Raw genomic sequence first — 20219 nt, 5'->3', positions numbered from 1 at the left:
TTCGCCTAGCCGATCAGACGCGGATACTCGATGGCCGGGCAGCGATCCATCACGACCTTTAGGCCCGCGGCTTCGGCCTTGGCCGCGGCTTCGTCGTCGCGCACCGACAATTGGCCCCAGATTGCCTTGGGCAAACGGGGGAGAGCCAGGATTTCGTCGACGAGCCCCGGCAAGGCCGCCGGGGCTCGGAAAACGTCGACCATGTCGATCGGCTCGGCGATGTCGGCGAGCCTTGCAACGACAGGCTGATCGAGGATCGTTCTGCCCGCCTGGCCGGGATTGACCGGGATGACGCGGTATCCCTTACGCAGCAGGAAAGCCATTACCCGATGGCTCGGCCTTTCGGGCTTCGGCGAGGCGCCGACGAGGGCGACTGTCTTCGTCTCGCGCAGGATATCGGCGAGGTAACCATCCGGATAAGAATCGTGTTTCATGCTTCCAGTCCGCCCATCGAATGCCAATTGCGCCGATAGTTGGCGCCGCCCCGCGACGAGTCAACCAAATCGCGGTTCTTTCGGCCGGCTTTGCACCGATTCGTTGTCGTCTCGCCGAATTTCAACTCGGATACTGGAATCCGGTTGCATTTCCCCGAATGCAAGGCGACAAGTTCCCGACCCTCCTTCCGAAGCGCCAACCGAGGTTCATCTTGCCGCTTGATGTCATTGCGCTCGTGCTCTTCGGGGCGCTTCTGCATGCGACCTGGAATGCGCTCGTCAAAGCCGGCGCGGAGAAGTCGCTGGACGCCGCCATGGTTGCGCTCGGCGCCGCCGTCGTGGCGCTGCCGTTTCTCCCCCTCCTGCCGCTGCCGCGGCCGGAGGCATGGCCCTTCATCCTGGTCTCGGCAATCTTCCAGTTCGCCTATTTCCAACTGGTGGCCGCCTCCTATCGCGCCGGTGATATCGGCCTCGTCTACCCGCTCATGCGCGGCACGGCGCCACTAATCGTCGCGGCGACGAGCAGCATCGTCGTCGGCGAGCATCTGACCGACGGCGCGCTCGCCGGAATCCTGACGATCTCGGCGGGGGTGCTGACGCTCGCGCTGGAATCGCGCAAGGGCGGCCGGCGCGCCATTGCTCTCGCCCTTCTGAACGCCTGCGTGATTGCGAGCTACACCTTCATCGACGGTATCGGCGCGCGTGTTTCCGGCAACGCCATCTCCTATACGCTCTGGATGGCACCGCTGCCCCCGGTCCTGCTTTTCGCCTGGGCTTTCATGACGCGCGGCGTCAGGTCCGTGCTGGGCCACGTCCGTCACCATTGGTTGCGCGGCCTTGTCGGCGGCGCCGGCTCGCTCGGCTCCTACGGGCTGGCGCTCTGGGCGATGACCAGGGCTCCGGTTGCGACCGTCGCGGCGCTGCGCGAGACCGCCATCCTCTTTGCAGTGGTGATTTCCGTCGTGTTCCTGAAGGAACGCGTCAGCATCTGGCGCATCGCCGCGGCCTGCGTGATTGCGCTCGGCGCCCTGCTGCTCCGGCTCGCTTAGGGGCCTGGATTCTTCAGGTTTGCCGCAGGCACTCTCGTGGACCTGCTAGTCCTCATTCCACTCGGGCATGCGCTTACCGAGAAAGGCACCGATCCCCTCCTCCGCATCCCGTGCGAGCATGTTCTCGACCATGACGCCGACAGCGTAGTCATAGGCGGCATCGAGCGGCATTTCGGCCTGCCGATAGAAGGCTTCCTTGCCGATCTTAAGCGCCTGCGGCGATTTGGAGGCAATGACCGAGGCATATTTGTCGACCACCTGACGCAGATATTGCTGCGGCACGATGCGGTTGACGATGCCGAAGTCCTTGGCGGTGGACGCATCGATCGTCTCGCCCGTGAGCAGCATCTCCAGCGCCTGCTTCCGATGCGCTGTGCGCGTCAGCGCCACCATCGGCGTCGAGCAGAAGAGGCCGATATTGACCCCGGGCGTGCAGAACGTCGAGCTGTCGGTGCAGACCGCAAGATCACAGCTTGCAACGAACTGGCAACCCGCCGCGGTGGCAAGCCCGTCGATCTCGGCTATGACCGCCTGCGGCAGCCTGGTGATCTTCAGCATGATATCGGCCGCAAGGCGGACGGCGCGCTCGAAAAAAGCCCGGCCGCCATCGCTGTCGGCGCGATGAAGCGTCAGTTCCTTCAGATCGTGGCCGGCGGAGAAGACCTTGCCCGAAGCGGCAATGACGACGACCTTGGTCTCCTTCGACGAGGCGACGGCGTCGAGTTCCGACGCCAGCGCCTCCAGAAGCGCGAGCGAGAGGGCATTGGCCGGAGGGTTGTTCAACGTCAGCCGCAGCACGGGGCCTTTTGCCTCCCGCAAAAGCAGGCCGCCCGGCTCTTCCTTCCTGAAGGCAACGACGTCAGCCATGGTTTTCTCCCATTATCACGAAGGAACACGTCGTACGCCGCAGCCACAGGTCTTTCAACCCCGGCAGGCCGCTCGCGCGAGCGTCCCTGGTCAAAAACTGTGTGGTATTATGATACCATTTACATAACTAATTGTTTTTGCTTCCTCTTCTTTGGTGAGGCGGAAAATGCCGCTCTTGACCTCTCCCTCGCCCTTCCGTATAAGCTGCCGAAGATCGCGGTCCCTCTCGGGCCGCCTTCTTTTTTGGCTTCATCGGGGCCAAAGCAAGCAACAAGAAACGCCCGGCTCGTTTCCGGGTCCAACGAAAGAGTTTAGATATGGCAACCTTCGTTCAGAAGCCTGCAGAGGTGGAGAAGAAGTGGATCCTCATCGACGCCGAAGGGCTCGTTGTCGGCCGCCTCGCCACCATTATCGCAAACCGACTGCGCGGCAAGCATAAGGCCACCTTCACCCCGCATGTCGATGACGGCGACAATGTCATCGTCATCAATGCCGAGAAGGTCGCCCTCACCGGCAAGAAGTACTCCGACAAGAAGTACTACTGGCACACCGGCTATCCGGGTGGCATCAAGGAGCGTACCGCTCGCCAGATCATCGAAGGCCGCTTCCCGGAGCGGGTCATCGAGAAGGCGGTTGAGCGCATGGTTCCGCGCGGCCCGCTCGGCCGTCGCCAAATGAAGAACCTGCGCGTCTATGCAGGCGCGAACCATCCGCACGAAGCACAGCAGCCGACCGTCCTCGACGTCGCCAAGCTGAATAGCAAGAACATAAGGAGCGCCTGATAATGGCTGACCTTTCCGCTCTCAAGGAAATCGCCACGACGGCGGAACCGGCCGCTCCGGTTCACGTGAAGAAGGTCGACGCGCAGGGTCGTTCCTACGCGACCGGCAAGCGCAAGGACGCCGTCGCCCGCGTTTGGGTCAAGGCCGGCTCCGGCAAGATCACCGTCAACGGCAAGCCTTTCTCGGCTTACTTCGCCCGTCCGGTCCTGCAGATGATCCTGCAGCAGCCGATCGTCGCCGCTGCCCGTGATGGTCAGTTCGACGTCGACGCGACGGTTGCCGGCGGCGGCCTCTCCGGTCAGGCCGGTGCCGTTCGTCACGGCATCGCCAAGGCGCTGACCTACTTCGAACCGGGCCTGCGCTCCGTTCTGAAGCGCGGCGGCTTCCTCACCCGCGACAGCCGCGTGGTCGAGCGCAAGAAGTACGGCCGTGCAAAGGCACGCCGTTCGTTCCAGTTCTCCAAGCGTTAACCGCTGCACGGAATTGCGAATTCGAAAAAGGCGGGGCTCGGCTCCGCCTTTTTCTTTTTGGTATCCATTGTCGGAGTCTCGCGTGGAAAAAGCACGTCGACCATCTTGTTGCGCAACGGCGGGACCGGGAAAAATGGTACTGCCATTATGAAGTGCGTGTGGCGCGGGCGGAGCGCGCCTATGGCTCGATAGAACGGAGGCTTGAGCATGCCGGAAAAAACCATCGATCACGCCATCACGGCCCGCTCGCTCTACGGCGCGGCAACGGATCCGACGCATGCGGGCGTCCTCTCCTTCATGCGGCGCAAATACACCAAGGTCCTTAATGGCGTCGACGCCGTCGTCTGGGGTATTCCCTTCGATGCGGCCACGTCGAACCGCCCCGGTGCCCGTTTCGGACCGCAGGCGATCCGCCGGGCGTCTGCGATCTTCGACAACGATCCGCAATATCCGTTCCAGCGCGATCTCTTCGCGGACATGGCGACGATCGACTATGGCGACTGCCTGCTCGACTACGGCAACCACGCCGAGACGCCGGCGACCATCGAACGCGAGGCGGGGAAGATCCTGAGGTCGGGCGCCTATCTCCTGACGCTCGGCGGTGACCATTTCGTCACCTATCCCGTGCTCAAGGCGCATGTGGCGCTCCATGGTCCCCTTGCCCTCGTCCATTTCGACGCTCATCAGGACACCTGGCCCGACGCCGGGGGTCGTATCGATCATGGCTCCTTCGTCGGCCGCGCCGCACGCGAAGGGCTGATCGACGCGGAGCGCTCGATCCAGATCGGCATCCGCACGCATGCGCCGGAGGATTGCGGCATCCGCATCGTCTACGGCCATGAGGTCGAGGAGATGCGTACGGGGGAAATCGCCGAGACGATCGTCCGCCACGTCGGCAGCCACGCTGCCTATCTCACCTTCGACATCGACTGCCTCGATCCGGCCTTTGCACCGGGCACCGGCACCCCGGTCGCCGGCGGCCCATCCAGCGCGAAGATCCTTTCCGTCCTCAGCAAGCTCGGCGCGCTTCATGTCGCTGGCAGCGATGTCGTCGAAGTGGCGCCTGCCTATGACCATGCGGATATGACCGCCATTGCTGGGTCGACGATCGCCATGTATATGCTGGGCCTGCGCGCCGAATGGCTTGCGGAGCGACGCGGCTGACGTTGCGTTAACAAAAAGATTCAATTCGATGTCAGACCGATTCCGGAAATCCCCGTAAAGGTCTGCAGGAGCGGGATAAATCATGAAACCGAAGATCTTCATCGATGGCGAGCATGGCACGACTGGGCTGCAGATCCGCGCGCGCATGGCCGGCCGCTCCGATGTCGAACTCCTGTCGATTCCGGAAGCGGAGCGTCGTAACGCGGCGATGCGCGAGGACCTTTTGAACGGCGCCGATATCGCCATTCTCTGCCTGCCGGACGATGCCTCGCGGGAGGCGGTCGCCATGGTCGCCGGCAACAACAGCGTGCGCATCATCGATACGTCGACCGCGCATCGCGTGGCGCCCGACTGGGCCTATGGCTTTGCCGAGATGGACCGGGCGCAGCCCGAGAAGATCCGCGGCGCCCGGCACGTCGCCAATCCCGGCTGCTATCCGACTGGCGCCATCGGCGCCATCCGGCCGCTGCGCCAGGCGGGCATCCTGCCGGACGGATATCCCGTCACCGTCAATGCCGTCTCCGGTTATACGGGCGGCGGCAAGCAGATGATCGCGCAGATGGAGGACAAGCAGCATCCCGAGCATATCGGCGCACCGCACTTCCTCTATAGCCTCCCCCTGAAGCACAAGCACGTGCCGGAGATGAAGATGCATGGCTTGCTCGAGCGCGCGCCGGTCTTCTCGCCCTCCGTCGGGAACTTCCCACAGGGCATGATCGTGCAGGTTCCGCTTTATCTCGACGAGCTTGCGGCCGGCGCGACGCTCGAAAGCATTCACGCCGCGCTCGTCGAGCACTATGCCGGTCAGTCGATCGTCGAAGTCGTGCCGCTCGAAGAAAGTGCCCAGCTGGCTCGCATTGATGCCGCCGAGCTCGCCGGCCAGGATACTATGAAGCTCTTCGTCTTCGGCACCAGCGGCGGCGCGCATGTGAACCTCGTCGCCCTGCTCGACAACCTCGGCAAGGGCGCTTCGGGGGCGGCCGTCCAGAATATGGATCTGATGCTCTCGGCCTGACCAACGGCAGTAGATCCTGACCGATCTGACCTGCCACGCCGCGTCGAACGCGACAAGGCCGCGACCCCGTTCCGGGTCGCGGCCGTTCGGTGTCCGGCCTGCATTCAGTTCAAGCCTAGGAACCGCGGCAGGGCAAGCGAGATTTCCGGGACATAGGTCAACGCCGCCAGGAAACAGAGCGCCGTCAGCAGCCATGGCCAGCTTGCTCGCGTCACTTCCGTCAGACCCAGCTTCGATAGCGCAGAGGCGACATAGAGATTGAGCCCGACCGGGGGCGTGCAAAGCCCGATCTCCATATTGACCACCAGCATGATGCCGAAATGAACCGGGTCGACACCGAGCTTGACGGCGACCGGATAAAGTATCGGCGCCATGATCAGAACGATCGCCGAGGGCTCCATCACCATGCCGATCATAAGCAGGATCACGTTGACCATCAGCAGGAAGCCGATCTTGCCGAAGCCGAAATCGACGATCCACGACGACAGCATCTGCGGTATCTGTTCCGAGGTCAGGATGAAGGCGAACATGACGGCATTGGTGATGATGTAGAGCAGCATCGCCGACATGGCCGCCGAGGCCAGCAGCACCTTCGGCACCTCGCGCAGCGTGATGTCCTTGTAGACCCAAACCGCGATGACGAAGGCATAAACGGCCGAGACCGCGGCCGCCTCGGTCGGCGTGAAGATGCCGCCGTAGATGCCACCCATGATGATCACGATCAGCATCAGGCCCCAGACGCTTTCGCGGAACGCCTTGATGCGCTCGCTCCACGGCGCCCGCGGCATGCGCGGATAGTCGTTCTTCCAAGCTCGATAGGTGGTCGTGGCGCCGAGCATCGTAGCAAGCATCAGCCCGGGAACGACGCCGGCCATGAACAGGGTGCCGATGGAGGCGGACATGACCTGTTCGCCATTCGGACCGGTCACCACCATGCCGGATGTGGCGACGGCATACATGACCATCACGATGGACGGCGGAATCAGGATACCGAGACCGCCGGCCGTCGCCACCGCGCCGACGCCGAACTGCGGCGGATAACCCTGCCGGACCATGGCGGGGATCAGGATCGAACCGACGGCCATCACCGTTGCCGGCGACGAGCCGGAGATTGCTGCGAACAGGGCGCAGGCCAGCACCGACGCAAGTCCCATGCCGCCATACCAGTGCCCCACCATCGAGGTCGCGAACCGGATCATCCGCTTGGCGACCCCGCCATGGGTAAGGAAATTGCCGGCCAGGATGAAGAACGGGATCGCCATGATCTCGAATTTCTCGATACCCGTGAACAGCTTCAACGCGATCGAGTCCATCGGGATGCCGGTGAAACCGAAGAGGAAGGCGAAGACCGTCAACCCCAGCGCGATGGAGACGGGCATGCCGGTGACGAGCAGGATCGCAAGAATCGCAAAGATCAGAAGCGCGGTCATGCGTGAGCTCCCTTGGAAAGATCCTCGGCCTCTTCTTCCAGTCCTTCCACGGCACCATGGTCATGATGCGCAATGAAGCCCGTGGTCACGTAGAGCCAGAGCGCCTGGACGAAACGGAAACACATCAGTGCCGACCCAAGCGGAACCGCGAGATAGACGATCCACATCTGGATCTCGAGATCTGGCGAGGTCTGACCGCCCTTTGCGACATGATAGACGAAGTCGCTGCCGATCCAGGCGATGATTGCGGTGAACAGAACCCCGCCGGACATGGCGACTATGGTAACGAGCCGGCGAGCCGCCCCGGTAAGGCGCTCGACGAGGATATCGACGCCGACGTGGATACCAACGCGCACGCCGTAGGCCGCGCCAAACTTGGCCATCCAGACGAACAGGTAGATACAGGCCTCCTGCGCCCAGGTAAGCTTGATCGCGTTCACTGTCTTGAAGAAGGAGCGCGCGAAGTCCATCAGGGCGGGCATGTCGTTGGTGCGGGCGAAGCCGACTATGTCGGCTGCAAATCCGATGGAAAAACGGTGCAGGACCGCGACGAAGATCAGCGCCACGGCCACAGCCATGAGCACGGAAATCAGAATCTCTTCGAGGCGGTCGAGGATGCGCAGAGTCATGGCGAACCTCGAAAAAAAAGGGGACGCGGCGCCAGCCACGCCCCCGCAGGCCGAGTGGTGATCAGTTGGTGCTGCCGAGAGTAGTGCGGACCTGCTCGATTAGATCGGCGCCGACACGTCCGGACATCTCTTCATAGACCGGCTTCAGGGCTTCGACCCATTCGGCACGCTCGTCCTCGGTCAATTCGTGGAATTCCGTCGTCCCGGCTGCCTTCATGGCAGCGAGCGCAGCCTCGTTTTCCTGCTTGGCGATGGAGTTCGCATATTCCGTCGACTCTGCCATTGCCTGCGACAGCTTCTCCCGGATCGCCGGATCGAGGCCGTCCCAGAAGGCCTTGTTGACGATGACCGCATAGCCGAGATAGCCGTGATTGGAAATCGTGGCGTGCTTCTGCACCTCATGCATCTTCTGGGTATACATGTTCGATGGCGGGTTTTCCGTGCCGTCGACGACACCCGTCTGCAGCGCCTGGTAGACTTCCGAGAACGCCATCACCTGCGGAACGGCGCCGAGCGCCTGCATCTGCGCCTCGAGAATCTTCGAGGACTGGATGCGCATCTTGAGACCGAGGAAGTCGTCGGGCGTGTGCAGCGGCGAGTTAGCTGACATGACCTTGAAGCCATTGTCCCAATAGGCAAGCCCCGTGATGCCCTTGTCCTCCAGCTTCGACAGCAGCGACTTACCGATCTCTCCATCGGTGATCTTGCGAAGATCGTCATAGCCGTTCATCAGGAAGGGCAGATCGAAAATCTCGAACTGCTGCACGCCGAGCGGCCCGAATTTGGCAAGCGAAGGGGCGAGCATCTGCACGGCGCCGAGTTGCAACGCCTCCAGCTCCTCCTTGTCCTTGTAAAGCTGGCTGTTCGGGTAGACCTCCACCTTCACCGCGCCGTCGGTATATTTCTCGGCCAGCTCCTTGAACTTCTCCGCCCCCTTGCCCTTCGGCGTATCCGGCGCGACGACGTGACTGAATTTGATGACGACCGGCTCGGCCCAGGCGGGCAATGCAACGGTGAGCGCAAGGGCAGCAGCCCCGGCCAAGCGGGCGAAAGTGCGACGTGTCAGCATATTTTCTCCTCCTCTAATCATGCCTCCCGTGCAGGCGCTGGTCGCAAACCGTGGAATGCTCCTGCTTGCATGATGCCTCTCCTTGCCAGCCTTTGCGCCTGACGGCTATTGTGGGTTTCCACAATCGACAGGCCCAACCAGGAAAAATTCAAGAAGTGGGCCTTGCGACCGAGGGAGGTGGGCGCACTGAAAGAGCGGGACGGGACGCGGCCAGGGGAGGATCCGTGGTCGGCGAACGTGAGGGAACAGGGCGGTCGGACCGATCTTCTGTCACTGGTGCCCCTTGCGGCCATCGTGGCGCTGGTGGCGCTTGTGGCTGCGCTGGTCTGGATCGTCAGCCGCAGCGAGGCCGAGCAGGCGCGAACGAAGCTTGCCACCGACGCGCTGTGGGTGGAACAGACCTTGCGATTCCAGCTTTCGGTTGACGAGGACATGCTGGCGCGACTGGCGCTCGATGCCTCCGGCGGCACGCAGGCCGAGGTACTCGACGCGCGAGCGCGGCTCCATATCGCCAACAACCCGGAAGTGCTCTCGATCGTATGGCATGATGCGGCAGGGAACGTGACCAGGGCCGTGCCGGGACTCGACAGCACGCCGGACCGGCGGCTCGTCGAGCGCATGGTGCAGTCACGCACGGTCTCCGCCCGGCCGGTTTTCGGCGAGGTCACGTCGCAGCGCTTCAGCATGGGCGTCTGGCTGCAGGGCGGTACCGGCATCGTCACGGCGACGATCTCCGTCCCGCTGATGCTCGAGCGACACATTCCATGGTGGATCGCCGAGCAATATGGTGTCGAACTCGCCGACGCAGGCGGAAGCGTGATCGCCAGACGAGCGAAACGCAGCCCCGATCCGCAAAACCCGACCCACACGATCAGTTTCGACCCGCCGCTGCCCGGCACCGTTCTGCGGATAGGGTCCTATGATCCGCCGACGGCCTTCGTGAACACGCTGCTCGTCGCCGTGATCGCGGGTCTGGCGGCTTTCGCCATTCTCGCCTTGCTCACGCTATACCGAAGTGCACAACGCCGGCGGCGTGCCGAGCAGCGCCTCGAGGGCGAAATGGCGTTTCGCCGGTCTATGGAAGAGAGCCTCACGGTGGGGCTGAGAGCAAAGGACCATCAGGGGCGCGTGCTCTACGTGAACACGGCCTTCTGCAAGCTCGTCGGTTGGCCGGCCGCCGAACTCGTCGGGCGTTCCCCGCCTATGCCCTATTGGTCGCCGGACCGGCTGGAGGAGACCCTCGCCCGCCAGCGCGCGCTGACGGAGGGCGGCGCCGTTTCCCAAGCGTTCGAGACCCGGTTTCGCCGGGCCGACGGCACCGAAATCGACGTGCAGGTCTATGAGGCCCCGCTCATCGACGCCGCAGGCAGCCATCGCGGCTGGATGGGCTCCGTCATCGACATCACCGATAGCAAACGGGCGGCCCGGCTGGCCCGAGCCCAGGACGAGAGCATGGCCCGCACCGGCCGCCTTGTCACGCTGGGAGAGATGGCTTCGACGCTGGCGCACGAACTGAACCAGCCGCTCTCGGCGATTGCGAGCTATTCCGCGGGACTTGCCAATTTGTTGCAACAGGGCAAGGCCGAGCCGGCCGTTCTGGGGCCGGCCGTCGAAAAGCTCTCGCTCCAGGCCAATCGTGCCGGGCAGATCATCCGGCGCATCCAGGATTTCGCAAGGAAGCGCGAACCGCATTTCGGCAGGCTACGCCTGCGCGATGTGGTGACCGACACTATCGGCTTCATGCTGGCGGATGCCCGCGAAAACCGCGTCCGGGTCGTCACCGAACTGACGGATGTCGGGACGGTCATGGCCGATCGCATTCTTCTTGAGCAGGTTCTCGTGAACCTGATCCGCAACGGCATGGAGGCCATGGCCGAGGACCGCCGCACGGGCGACCGACTCGTCCTCCGTCTCCTGAAAGGCGCGGACGGCCATGCGCTAATCGAGGTGGAGGATCAGGGCGGAGGCATTGCGCCCGAAGTGGCGGGACGGCTTTTCGACGCTTTCACCTCCACGAAGGAGCAGGGAATGGGAATGGGACTGAACATCTGCCGGTCGATCGTGGAACTGCATCGCGGCCATCTTGCGCATCGGCCCGGCGCCGGAGGGGGAACGGTGTTCACCGTTACCCTTCCGCTGGCAGACGAAATGGAAAAGGCGGTGGGCTACTCATGACGAGCACGATCCATATTGTCGACGACGAGGAGAGCATCCGCGACGCGCTCGCCTTCCTCTTCGCATCGCGTGGACTTTCCACACAAGGCTGGTCGTCCGGCGAGGCGTTTCTGGAGGCCCTGCCGGACGAGGACTGCGCCTGCGTTGTTCTCGATGTGCGCATGGAAGGCCTGTCCGGTCCGGAGGTGTTCGATCGGCTGCGCGCCAGAGGCTGGACGGCGCCGGTCATCTTCCTGACGGGTCACGCGGACGTGCCCGTTGCGGTGCAAACGCTGAAGGCGGGGGCTTTCGATTTCGTCGAGAAGCCCTTCAACGACAACCTTCTGGTCGATCTCGTCCTGAAAGCCGTCGCCACGCACGAGAACAGACGTGCGCTCCTGGGGCATCAGCAGGCTCTGCAACGCCGGGTCCAGACGCTCTCGAATCGCGAGACGGAGGTCATGCACTTGATGCTGCAGGCGAAGCTCAACAAACAGATCGCCCATGAGCTCGGCATCTCGATACGCACCGTGGAGGTGCATCGCAGCCGGGTCCTCGAGAAACTGGGCGCCCGCAACACGACCGAGCTTGCGGGAATGCTGGCAGAACTGGCCCCCCCGTAACCCACTCGCTGGCGTAGCGGATCAATCGCGCCGTTCGATCGCCGTTTCCCTCGGATACTCGCCGATAAAGCCGCGCCAGTGGGCGATCGCGAAGCCGAGCACCCCGAGCGCGCCCGCTTGATGCAGCACACCCCAGCCGACCGGCACCTGCAGGAGAAGCGTAGTGATGCCGATCGCCGCCTGCACCGTCACCAGCGCGAAAAGAACCACCGAACGGCGGGCATGCGTCGTCTCCGGCGCGGCACGCAGCGACGAAATCATGTGCACGAGCGCAAGGACAAAAAGCAGATAGGCTCCCACACGGTGGAAGAACTGGCCGGTCTTCGGATTCTCGAAGAGATTGATCCAGGCCGGATCCTGCGCGAACAGCCCTCCCGGCACGATCGCGCCGTCCATCAGCGGCCAGGTATTATAGGTCAAGCCCGCGTCGAGGCCGGCGACGAGCGCACCGAGATAGATCTGAAAGAGGCTCATGCCGGCAATGACAGCCGCCATGGTCCTTGCCTTTTTCGTCGGTGCCGCGTCGCCGGAATGCGGAGAAAGGGCGCGGAAGATCCACATGCAGGCGGCAAAGATCAGGCAGGCAATGACAAGATGGGTGGCAAGCCGGTACTGGCTGACTTCGGTTCTCTCGACCAGACCGGACGAGACCATCCACCAGCCGATAAAGCCCTGGAAGCCGCCAAGCGCCAGAAGGCCCACAAGCGGCAGCTTCAGGCGCCTTTCGATCCGCCCCGTCAGCCAGAAGAAGAGGAGCGGCAAGGCGAAGATCGCGCCGATGGAACGGGCAAGCAGCCGGTGTGCCCATTCCCACCAGAAGATCGTTTTGAACTCATCGACGGACATGCCCTTGTTGAGCTGCTCATATTGGGGAATGCGCTGGTAGAGACGGAATTCCTCTTCCCACTCCTCCGCCGACAGAGGCGGAATGACGCCATGGATCGGCTTCCACTCGGTGATCGAGAGGCCGGATTCAGTCAACCGTGTCGCGCCGCCGACAAGCACCAGCGCAAAGAGCGTGAAGAGGACCACGGCGAGCCAGCCGCGGATCTGCCGGCGATTGCGCCCGGTCCTGTCGATCTCGGTGAGAAGCGTCCGTTCTGTTGCCGCGTCGGCGTGGGCCATCAGCCTGTCCTCATTCGTCGGCGGACACGGCCCTCGTGCAGCTTGCCGCCATAGCCGGTCCGAAAGCCGTTGATTTGCACCAGACGGCCGTGCAAAACAAGTCCAGAGCCTTTGCGGCATGCCGTCGCGGCCAAGTTCGAGACGTGGGTGCGCGGCACGCGGAATATTGCGGACCCCGCATCCGGCGCTGCTATCCGAAAGAAGTCAAATGCCCGTACGCCTTAGAAAACTGATCGGCACAATCCTGATCATCATTCTCGTCATCACCTATGCGCTGGCGGCCGTAACCTTCGCCTCCCTCCTGCTCGGCGCGTCAGCGTGGTGGGCGCATCTCCTCTATTTCTTCTTTACCGGGCTCCTGTGGATCCTTCCAGCCATGCTGATCATCAAGTGGATGGAAAAACCCGCAAGACGCTGACACAGGAGCGCATATGAGGATCGCCGTCATTTCCGATATTCACGGGAACCATCTCGCGCTGGAGGCGGTCCTCGCGGATATCGATGCGCAGGGCATCGGCGAGATCGTCAACCTCGGCGATCATCTGAGCGGCCCTCTCGACGCAGCCCGGACGGCCGATATCCTGATCTCCCGGGGCATGGCGGCGATCCGCGGCAACCATGACCGCTATCTGCTCACGCAGGATCCAAGCGAGATGAGTCTTTCCGACCGGGCGGCCCATGACCAGCTTGAGCCGCGGCATCTGGAATGGCTGGCGACGCTGCCGGAGACGTTCGTCTATCGTGACACGCTCTTTCTCTGCCATGGCACGCCGCAGGGCGACGAGACCTATTGGATGGAGTCCCTGGCCCCCGAAGGCATCGTCCATATGGCGAACCGGAAGGCGATCGAAGGTTTCGCGGAAGATATCGCTTATCCGGTGATCCTCTGCGCTCACACGCATATACCGCGTGCGGTGCGGCTTCGGGACGGGCGACTCCTCGTCAATCCAGGAAGCGTCGGTTGCCCCGGCTATACCGACGATCACCCCATTGCCCACAGGGTGGAGACCGGTTCGCCGGACGCGCGCTATGCCATTCTCGATCACACGGCGAAGGGATGGAGCGTGACCTTCCGCTGCATTCCCTACGATCACATGGCGATGGCGAGACTGGCCGCCGATCGCAACCGCCCGGATTGGGCAAGCGTGCTCGCCACCGGCTTTCTGGACTGAGTTACCGCGCGCCCTCGAGCGCCTTGAGGTCGGCACCGGTGATCGCCGCGATGTTGCGCGTCACCTTGTCGATCGGCCAGTGCCACCAGGCGATTTCCAGCAGCCGCTCTATGGCTTCGGCCGGAAAGCGCGTTCTGACGATTCGCGCCGGGTTTCCCGCCACGACGGCATAGGGCGGCACGTCTTTCGCCACGACCGATTTGGCCGCGATGATGGCGCCGTCTCCAATCCTGACTCCCGGCATGATCGTCGCCTCCATGCCGATCCACACGTCATTGCCGACGATGGTGTCGCCGCGATGGCCGGCCGTATGGGCCGCAGGATCGGAGGCTTCACGCCATGACCCGGGGAAAATGCCGAATGGAAAGGTCGAGAAGCCGTCCAGCGCGTGATTGGCGCCGTTCATGATGAATTGCACGCCGGTCGCAAGGGCACAGAAACGGCCGATCACCAGGCGATCGCCGATGAAGTCGTAGTGATAGAGGACACACTTCTCTTCGAAGCACTCGGGCCCCTCGGGATCGTCGTAGTAGCTGTATTCGCCGATCTCGATCAGAGGCGAACGCACGAGATTCTTCAGGAATCCGATGCGCGGAAATTCGGCAATGGGAAATTTGGCACCGGAGTCCGGCGCCAGGTGGCTGGATCGCATCACTGGTTTCTCGCTCCCCCGCAATCGTAGTCCCATGTAACGCGGCGAGACGCTTTTTAAACAGCCACATTTCACCCTTTGCTAACCGCATTGCGCGATCAGCCCCCGCCCGCCCGCGAGATTAATCCGGCATAGGAGGATTTTGCGCTTGAATGGCATCACCCCCGTATGCGGATCACGTTGAAGACATGGCCAATCTCGATCTCACCCTCCCCCCGCCGAACGCCGCCCAGCCCTGCAGGCCACACCAGGCGATCGAATCCCCCAATATGGTCCGGATCACGGTCTCGCTGCATCTTGAGCTGGACGAGCTCGAGGCGGAGTGGCGAGCGCTGGATGAGAACAGCCGCAATTCGCTGCACCAGAGCTTCGACTGGTGCGTGGCCTGGAGTAGGACACACACTCACCGCGTCGTGGTGATCCGCGGCGCCTGCGGCCAGAAGCCCATGTTCATTCTGCCCTTCGCCGTTGAGCGGGGTCTCGTTCGCACAGCCCGTCTGATCGGTTCCGAACACAGCAATCTGAACACCGGTGTGTTCGCAGACCTCGAGCCCGTGCCGCGCGTCGAACTGGTCCGCGCTCTGACCGACGGCATGCGCCAGCTCCGTCCATTTGCCGACGTCGTGAGGCTCGAGAGAATGCCTGCGAAGTGGCGCGGCGTACTCAATCCCTTCTCGGCATTGCCTGGCATCACCCATCCGAACGCATCCTTTCAGTTGCCTCTCCTTCACGGCATGGAGGCCACGCTCACGCAACTCAATGCGAAGCGCCGCCGCAAGAAGATGCGCACCTCTGAAAAGCGTCTCGCCGAAATGGGTGGCTACGACTACATCACCGCCCGCCAGTCACCGCAAGCGCACGCCCTTCTGGAAACATTCTTCCAGCAGAAGGCCTCGCGCTTCGCCGCGCTGGGCCTGCCGGACGTGTTCAGCGATGCGGCGACGCGCGCCTTCTTCCACGCCCTGGTCGATCGCCAGACCGGCGGCCTCTTCGAGCTCGATGCGATAGGCCTGAAAGGCGAGTACCAGGGCAAGATCATCGCCATCTCCGGCCTGCTGCGCAAAGGCGACCACGTCATCTGCCAGTTCGGCTCGATCGACGATGGGGTCGCGGCCGACAGCAGCCCCGGAGAGTTGCTGTTCTACCGCACGATCGAGCGTCTTTGTGGCGAAGGGGTGAAGCTCTTCGATTTCGGCATCGGCGACCAGCGCTACAAGCGGTCATGGTGCACGATCAAGACCTCGCTCCGCGACATCGTCCTACCCCTAACGCCGCGCGGTTTTCTGGCAGCCAGCCTGTACCGGGCGATGACCCGCGCCAAACGAACCATCAAGGCCAATGAGAGGGCTTACGGGTTCCTGCAGCGGCAGCGTCGCCGCTGGCAACAGGGCCCAGGCGCAGAGGATTGAAGCTGCCCGCGGGCCCTGGCCCGGGCACGCTCACGCCGCCCGGCGGTCGGGGAAGTCCGGCCCCGGCCGGCCGGCCCCGGTCATCAGCACGATGTCGCGATAGCCGGCCTGGCCAAAGCGGGTGAGCTCTTCGACGATCTTCTCTTCGCTGACGGAGGGAGCGGAGAGAATGATCTCGGTGCCCTCGCGGCGAGCCACCTTGGCGACAGCCTCCGCATCTGCCTGGCCGCATTCGATGAGCACCAGGTCGTAGGCGTTGGTAAGCGCATCGACGATCATTTGCAGGCGCTCGATGCCGCGCATGGCCATCCGAGGATCCGCCTCGCCGCGCGGGATGACATGCGCATCCGAGAAGCGGTCCGCATGGATCGTCTCGCTGAAGGCGACCTCGCCCGCAAGCAGGTCGGTAATGCCGGGCAGATGCGGTGATTGCGCCATCAGCCGAGTCGGGCAGACCGAACCGGAAAAGTCGATCAGCACGACCTTCTGTTCCGCTTCCGCCAGCAGGCGCACCAGCATCACCGCGGCCATCGACCCCTCGTCGCCACCCGGCGAGACCGAAACCGCAACCCTGACGCCATGGCCGAGAAGATGATCGGCAACGGATTCGATCGAGAAATCCTGCTCTGCTGCATTTGGCTCCCGAACCTCCCTTTCTTTTCCCGACTGCGGCTCAACCGCGGCAACGGATGCCTCGTAGGGGACGTTGCTTGCGCTTTCGGGTGCCGCGCTTGCCGGTGCAGGCTCTGCAACCGTCGGGGTGGCGACCGACGTCGGCCTTAGGGCCCGGCCGCTGAAGAGCTCGGCGAGCATAATCACGACACAGCTCACCAGAAAACTCGCAAAAGCCGCAACAATGGTGATCGGAATGACCTTTGGGAAACTCGCGAGGGCGGGAATGACGGCGTTCGAGATCACCCGCGCATCGGCGGGGGTCGCATTGGCGACGCTGCGCGAGGTCGCTTCGCGGTAGCGAACCAGATAGGTCTCGAGCAGCTGCCGCTGCGCGGCGGCCTCGCGCTCCAGGGCGCGCAGGCCCACCTCCTCCTCGCCGGCCTGAGCCGATTGGGCTTTCAGCGAATTCAGCTGCTGCACCAATTGCTGTTCGCGCAATTGCCCGACCTTCGCTTCGTTATCGAGGCTGGCGAGGATCTTGCGCGTTTCAGAACGAATCTGCGCTTCGATGCCTTCGAGCTGCGACCTCAGCCCCTTGAGCCGCGGGTGGCCATCAAGCAGCGATGTGGAGACGTCTGCGATCTGCGCCTCAAGGGCGGCCTTGCTTTCCTTCAGCCGCTGGATCATCGGCGACCCGACGATATCGGCAAGCGTGTCGACAGCGCGGCCGTCGGCGAGCGCCGCGCGCACCCCTTCCGCGCGGGCGGCGGCGTTGGCTCTCTCGCCGCGTACACGCGCAAGCTCGGCGGAAATATCGCTCAGCTGGCGCGTTGCAAAATTCTCCGTCTCACTGGTCGGCAGCAGGCCGGACTCGGCACGATAGGCGGCAACCTTCGCCTCCGCCTCGCGCACTTTTTCGCGCAGATTGGCGATTTCCGGCTCCAGCCAGCGGCTCGCCTCCGAATTGGAATCGAGTTTCGCACCGCTCTGCAGCGACAGGTAGACCTTCGCCATCTCGTTCGGAATGGCTGCGGCGAGCTTCGGGTCCTTCGACGTGAAGGCGATCGCGATCACACGGGATTTTTCCACCTGATAGACCTGCAGCTTGGAATTGAACTCCCTTAGAATCCGCTCTTCGGGCGGTAACTCGAGGGGATTTTTCTTCATCCGGAGCATGACCAGCAGATCGGAAAGTGCCGACGGGTGCGCTGAGGGATCGAACTCTTCCAACTCGTGCAGCTTCATGTTGCGTGCGACCTGCTTGATCAGGTCGGCGGAGCGAAGGACCTGAACCTGGCTCGCAATGCCGGACTCGTCGAAGATCCTGTCCGAACCACTCTGGGGGAGCTGCCCCGCACCGCTGAACTCGGGTTCGCGCGACTCGATCAGGACGCGCGTTTCGCTTTCATATTGGGGAGCGATCATCTTCGCGGCGGCAAAGGCGACGGCCGCCGCGCCTAAGGTTGCTAGGACAACACGGGAGCGACGCTGCCACACGGCGCGGAACAGGCCGCCGAGGTCGATATCCACATCCTCATGTCCGCCGCCGATGCCCGACATGTCCCAACTCCACGAGTTTTTCATTCCGCCGCGAAGGTAAAGGGACATGGTAACGCAACGGTTAATGCCGCGCGCAACCAGGCAGTGTACCCCCTGCGGCTCGGCGCTGCCAGGACAGGCGATTTCCGTCACGAGTTTACCGGCTATTAACCCTAACGGATCGATAACGGCGCCAGAGAGGTGATTTCCCTGGAGCTCAAACCCGCATGTCGACCGCAGGTAAAAAGACAGCGCGCGCTTTCGCCGTGGCACTCTTGTCGGTGCTCGCAAGCGCATGCACGAGCTATCAGCCGGCACCCAAAGCCTTCAGCGAGGCGACCATCCAGCCCTACCGGCTGGACAGCGGCGACCGGCTGCGCATCAATGTCTTCGAGCAGGCGGCACTCAGCGGCACCTATACGGTCGATCAGGCCGGCTACGTCGCCTTCCCGCTGATCGGCGCGGTGCCCACGCGCGGCCATACGCTGCCGGAGCTCGAGGGCATGATCGCCGCCAAGTTGCGTCAGGGATACCTACGCGATCCGGACGTGACGATCGAGGTCGACCGGTACCGTTCCGTCTTTATCATGGGCGAGGTGGGCCAGGCCGGCCAATATGCCTATGTGCCGGGCATGACGGTGCAGAACGCAATCGCGGTTGCCGGCGGCTTCACGCCGCGCGCCAACCAGGGGAGTGCCGATATCACCCGCAAGATCAACGGCCGCATCATCACTGGCCGGGTGCCGATCACCGATCCGGTGCTGGCGGGCGACACGATCTATGTTCGCGAACGGCTGTTCTGAAACCGATGCGGAGCGAACGCCCCCTGCGCATCATCCATTGTTTCAGGTCGCCGATCGGCGGGATTTTCCGCCACGTGCGCGATCTCGCGGAAGCCCATGCGCGCGCCGGCCATGAAGTCGGAATCTTCTGCGACAGCACCACCGGCGGTGCCCATGAGGACGCTCTCTTCGAGGCGGTGCGTCCGCATCTGGCTCTCGGCATCATCCGCACACCGATAGATCGCGCCGTGGGACTCTCGGATGTCCGGCTCCTATGGCGCAGTTACAAGGAAATCAGACGTTTGCAACCGGATGTGCTGCACGGGCACGGCGCCAAGGGTGGCGCGCTCGCACGCATCATCGGTTCAGCCCTGCGGGTCAACAAGTATCGCGTAGCCCGCCTCTATTCGCCGCATGGCGGCACCCTGCACTACCCCCGGAAGTCGCTGACGGGTGCCGCGATCTTCCGGCTGGAGCGCTTGCAGGAGCGCCTGACTGACGCCTTGGTCTTCGTCTGCGACTTCGAACGCCAGACTTATTTCGCGAAGATTGGCCGCCCGCAGGGCCGCAGCGAACTTGTCCACAACGGCGTCGACGACGCTGAATTCGTGCCGGTCGAGACGAGGCCGGACATGGCCGACTTCGTCTTTATCGGCATGATGCGGGACCTCAAGGGTCCCGATCTGTTTATAGCGGCCTTTGAACGGGCCGAACGCCTGACGGGACGGCGCCTCTCGGCGCTGATGATCGGCGATGGTCCGCAGCAGCGGCAATATGAGGAAATGGCATCGCGCATGGGGCTTGGGGATCGCCTCAGGCTGCTTCCCGCAATGGCAACCCGCACGGCGTTGTCGCTCGCCCGGACCGTCGTCATTCCCTCGCGCGCGGAGGCTATGCCCTATCTTCTTCTCGAGGCCCTTGCGGCGCGACGGCCGGTGGTCGCGACTCGCGTCGGGGGAATTCCGGAGGTTCTGGGCGCCGACAGTCCGGCGCTTGTCGAGCCGGGCGACGCGCATGCACTCGGCCAGCTTATGGCCGAAATTGCCGACGACGAGGGTTGGGCCGACCGGACGATGCCGGACCCCGAGCGGATCAGGATGCGCTTCTCGGCCTCGACCATGGCCCACCGCATTATGCAGCTCTATCGCGAGCTTACGGAAGAAGCCCTCTACGCAGACGCGCGGCTTCGCACGACGTAAGCGTTTCTTAGTGGCTTTCTGCTATCCCGAAACCCAGCGC

The 20219-nt window shown here is 63.3% G+C and carries 20 protein-coding genes and 1 pseudogene; 13 read left to right on the top strand and 8 right to left on the bottom strand.

What is annotated here, in order from left to right; genetic code table 11:
- Positions 1-5: 5 nt before the first annotated feature.
- Positions 6-434 carry a CoA-binding protein gene (locus EKH55_RS04660; RefSeq protein ID WP_069460694.1) on the bottom strand — a complete coding sequence of 143 codons (429 nt, stop codon included), beginning with the start codon at positions 432-434 and terminating at the stop codon, positions 6-8.
- A gap of 212 nt (positions 435-646) precedes the next feature.
- Here EKH55_RS04660 and EKH55_RS04655 point away from each other — a divergent pair, with 212 nt between their 5' ends.
- Positions 647-1483 carry an EamA family transporter gene (locus EKH55_RS04655; protein ID WP_069460856.1) on the top strand — a complete coding sequence of 279 codons (837 nt, stop codon included), beginning with the start codon at positions 647-649 and terminating at the stop codon, positions 1481-1483.
- Between the two features lie 45 nt (positions 1484-1528).
- Here EKH55_RS04655 and EKH55_RS04650 read toward each other — a convergent pair whose 3' ends face one another.
- Positions 1529-2350 carry an enoyl-CoA hydratase gene (locus EKH55_RS04650; RefSeq protein ID WP_151611088.1) on the bottom strand — a complete coding sequence of 274 codons (822 nt, stop codon included), beginning with the start codon at positions 2348-2350 and terminating at the stop codon, positions 1529-1531.
- Positions 2351-2667: 317 nt separating this feature from the next.
- Here EKH55_RS04650 and rplM point away from each other — a divergent pair, with 317 nt between their 5' ends.
- The 5 genes and pseudogenes from rplM (at position 2668) to argC (ending at position 5781) form a co-directional block, all read left to right on the top strand.
- On the top strand, positions 2668-3132 hold the full coding sequence (gene rplM / locus EKH55_RS04640) for a 50S ribosomal protein L13 (RefSeq protein WP_069460692.1): 465 nt from the start codon (positions 2668-2670) through the stop codon (positions 3130-3132).
- 2 nt (positions 3133-3134) lie between these two features.
- Positions 3135-3602, top strand: coding sequence for a 30S ribosomal protein S9 (gene rpsI, locus EKH55_RS04635; protein ID WP_012707595.1), 468 nt, complete (start codon positions 3135-3137; stop codon positions 3600-3602).
- Between the two features lie 80 nt (positions 3603-3682).
- Positions 3683-3787 (top strand): annotated as a pseudogene (locus tag EKH55_RS29665) (antibiotic biosynthesis monooxygenase); the annotation flags it as partial.
- 22 nt (positions 3788-3809) lie between these two features.
- The gene (speB, locus tag EKH55_RS04625; protein ID WP_069460690.1) at positions 3810-4766 is read left to right on the top strand and encodes an agmatinase; all 957 of its coding nucleotides are present in this window, start codon (positions 3810-3812) and stop codon (positions 4764-4766) included.
- 82 nt (positions 4767-4848) lie between these two features.
- A complete protein-coding gene (gene argC / locus EKH55_RS04620) occupies positions 4849-5781 on the top strand; it encodes an N-acetyl-gamma-glutamyl-phosphate reductase (protein ID WP_069460689.1) in 933 nt (310 codons plus the stop codon).
- A gap of 104 nt (positions 5782-5885) precedes the next feature.
- Here the strand turns inward: argC and EKH55_RS04615 are convergent, their stop codons facing one another.
- The 3 genes from EKH55_RS04615 to EKH55_RS04605 form a co-directional block, all read right to left on the bottom strand.
- Positions 5886-7211 (bottom strand): TRAP transporter large permease, encoded by a 1326-nt coding sequence (locus tag EKH55_RS04615; RefSeq protein ID WP_069460688.1) that lies wholly within the window; start codon positions 7209-7211, stop codon positions 5886-5888.
- Positions 7208-7840 carry a TRAP transporter small permease gene (locus EKH55_RS04610; RefSeq protein ID WP_069460687.1) on the bottom strand — a complete coding sequence of 211 codons (633 nt, stop codon included), beginning with the start codon at positions 7838-7840 and terminating at the stop codon, positions 7208-7210. Before EKH55_RS04610 ends, EKH55_RS04615 begins: the two co-directional genes overlap by 4 nt.
- Before the next feature lie 61 nt (positions 7841-7901).
- Positions 7902-8909 (bottom strand): TRAP transporter substrate-binding protein, encoded by a 1008-nt coding sequence (locus EKH55_RS04605; RefSeq protein WP_151611087.1) that lies wholly within the window; start codon positions 8907-8909, stop codon positions 7902-7904.
- 162 nt (positions 8910-9071) lie between these two features.
- On the opposite strand from EKH55_RS04605, the gene EKH55_RS04600 reads away from it, so the two are divergent.
- Complete coding sequence (locus EKH55_RS04600; protein ID WP_210249908.1) at positions 9072-11084, top strand: two-component system sensor histidine kinase NtrB; 2013 nt, start codon at positions 9072-9074, stop codon at positions 11082-11084.
- A complete protein-coding gene (locus EKH55_RS04595) occupies positions 11081-11686 on the top strand; it encodes a response regulator transcription factor (protein ID WP_151611086.1) in 606 nt (201 codons plus the stop codon). The genes EKH55_RS04600 and EKH55_RS04595 overlap by 4 nt, the downstream gene beginning before the upstream one ends.
- A 21-nt stretch (positions 11687-11707) precedes the next feature.
- Here EKH55_RS04595 and EKH55_RS04590 read toward each other — a convergent pair whose 3' ends face one another.
- Positions 11708-12811: a COX15/CtaA family protein gene (locus EKH55_RS04590; RefSeq protein ID WP_151611085.1), complete on the bottom strand. Its 1104-nt coding sequence runs from the start codon at positions 12809-12811 to the stop codon at positions 11708-11710.
- A gap of 208 nt (positions 12812-13019) precedes the next feature.
- Between EKH55_RS04590 and EKH55_RS04585 the strand changes: the two genes are divergently transcribed.
- Together EKH55_RS04585 and EKH55_RS04580 are read left to right on the top strand one after the other, a co-directional pair.
- The gene (locus tag EKH55_RS04585) at positions 13020-13229 is read left to right on the top strand and encodes a DUF2842 domain-containing protein (protein WP_069460683.1); all 210 of its coding nucleotides are present in this window, start codon (positions 13020-13022) and stop codon (positions 13227-13229) included.
- 13 nt (positions 13230-13242) lie between these two features.
- Positions 13243-13983 (top strand): metallophosphoesterase family protein, encoded by a 741-nt coding sequence (locus EKH55_RS04580; RefSeq protein WP_151611084.1) that lies wholly within the window; start codon positions 13243-13245, stop codon positions 13981-13983.
- A 1-nt stretch (position 13984) separates the two neighbouring features.
- On the opposite strand, the gene EKH55_RS04575 is transcribed toward EKH55_RS04580, so the two are convergent.
- A complete protein-coding gene (locus EKH55_RS04575; RefSeq protein ID WP_151611083.1) occupies positions 13985-14635 on the bottom strand; it encodes a CatB-related O-acetyltransferase in 651 nt (216 codons plus the stop codon).
- Between the two features lie 188 nt (positions 14636-14823).
- On the opposite strand from EKH55_RS04575, the gene EKH55_RS04570 reads away from it, so the two are divergent.
- A complete protein-coding gene (locus tag EKH55_RS04570) occupies positions 14824-16044 on the top strand; it encodes a GNAT family N-acetyltransferase (RefSeq protein ID WP_151611082.1) in 1221 nt (406 codons plus the stop codon).
- A gap of 30 nt (positions 16045-16074) precedes the next feature.
- On the opposite strand, the gene EKH55_RS04565 is transcribed toward EKH55_RS04570, so the two are convergent.
- Positions 16075-18219 carry a GumC family protein gene (locus EKH55_RS04565; protein WP_151611081.1) on the bottom strand — a complete coding sequence of 715 codons (2145 nt, stop codon included), beginning with the start codon at positions 18217-18219 and terminating at the stop codon, positions 16075-16077.
- A 206-nt stretch (positions 18220-18425) separates the two neighbouring features.
- On the opposite strand from EKH55_RS04565, the gene EKH55_RS04560 reads away from it, so the two are divergent.
- Together EKH55_RS04560 and EKH55_RS04555 are read left to right on the top strand one after the other, a co-directional pair.
- Positions 18426-19001 carry a polysaccharide biosynthesis/export family protein gene (locus tag EKH55_RS04560; RefSeq protein ID WP_069460678.1) on the top strand — a complete coding sequence of 192 codons (576 nt, stop codon included), beginning with the start codon at positions 18426-18428 and terminating at the stop codon, positions 18999-19001.
- A 5-nt stretch (positions 19002-19006) separates the two neighbouring features.
- Positions 19007-20179 (top strand): glycosyltransferase family 4 protein, encoded by a 1173-nt coding sequence (locus tag EKH55_RS04555; protein WP_151611080.1) that lies wholly within the window; start codon positions 19007-19009, stop codon positions 20177-20179.
- Positions 20180-20219: the final 40 nt, after the last annotated feature.

This window comes from Sinorhizobium alkalisoli, from assembly GCF_008932245.1.
GTDB lineage: Bacteria > Pseudomonadota > Alphaproteobacteria > Rhizobiales > Rhizobiaceae > Sinorhizobium > Sinorhizobium alkalisoli.
The sequence above is the reverse complement of the archived record's forward strand: the minus strand, read 5'-3'. Positions and strand labels throughout refer to the sequence as shown.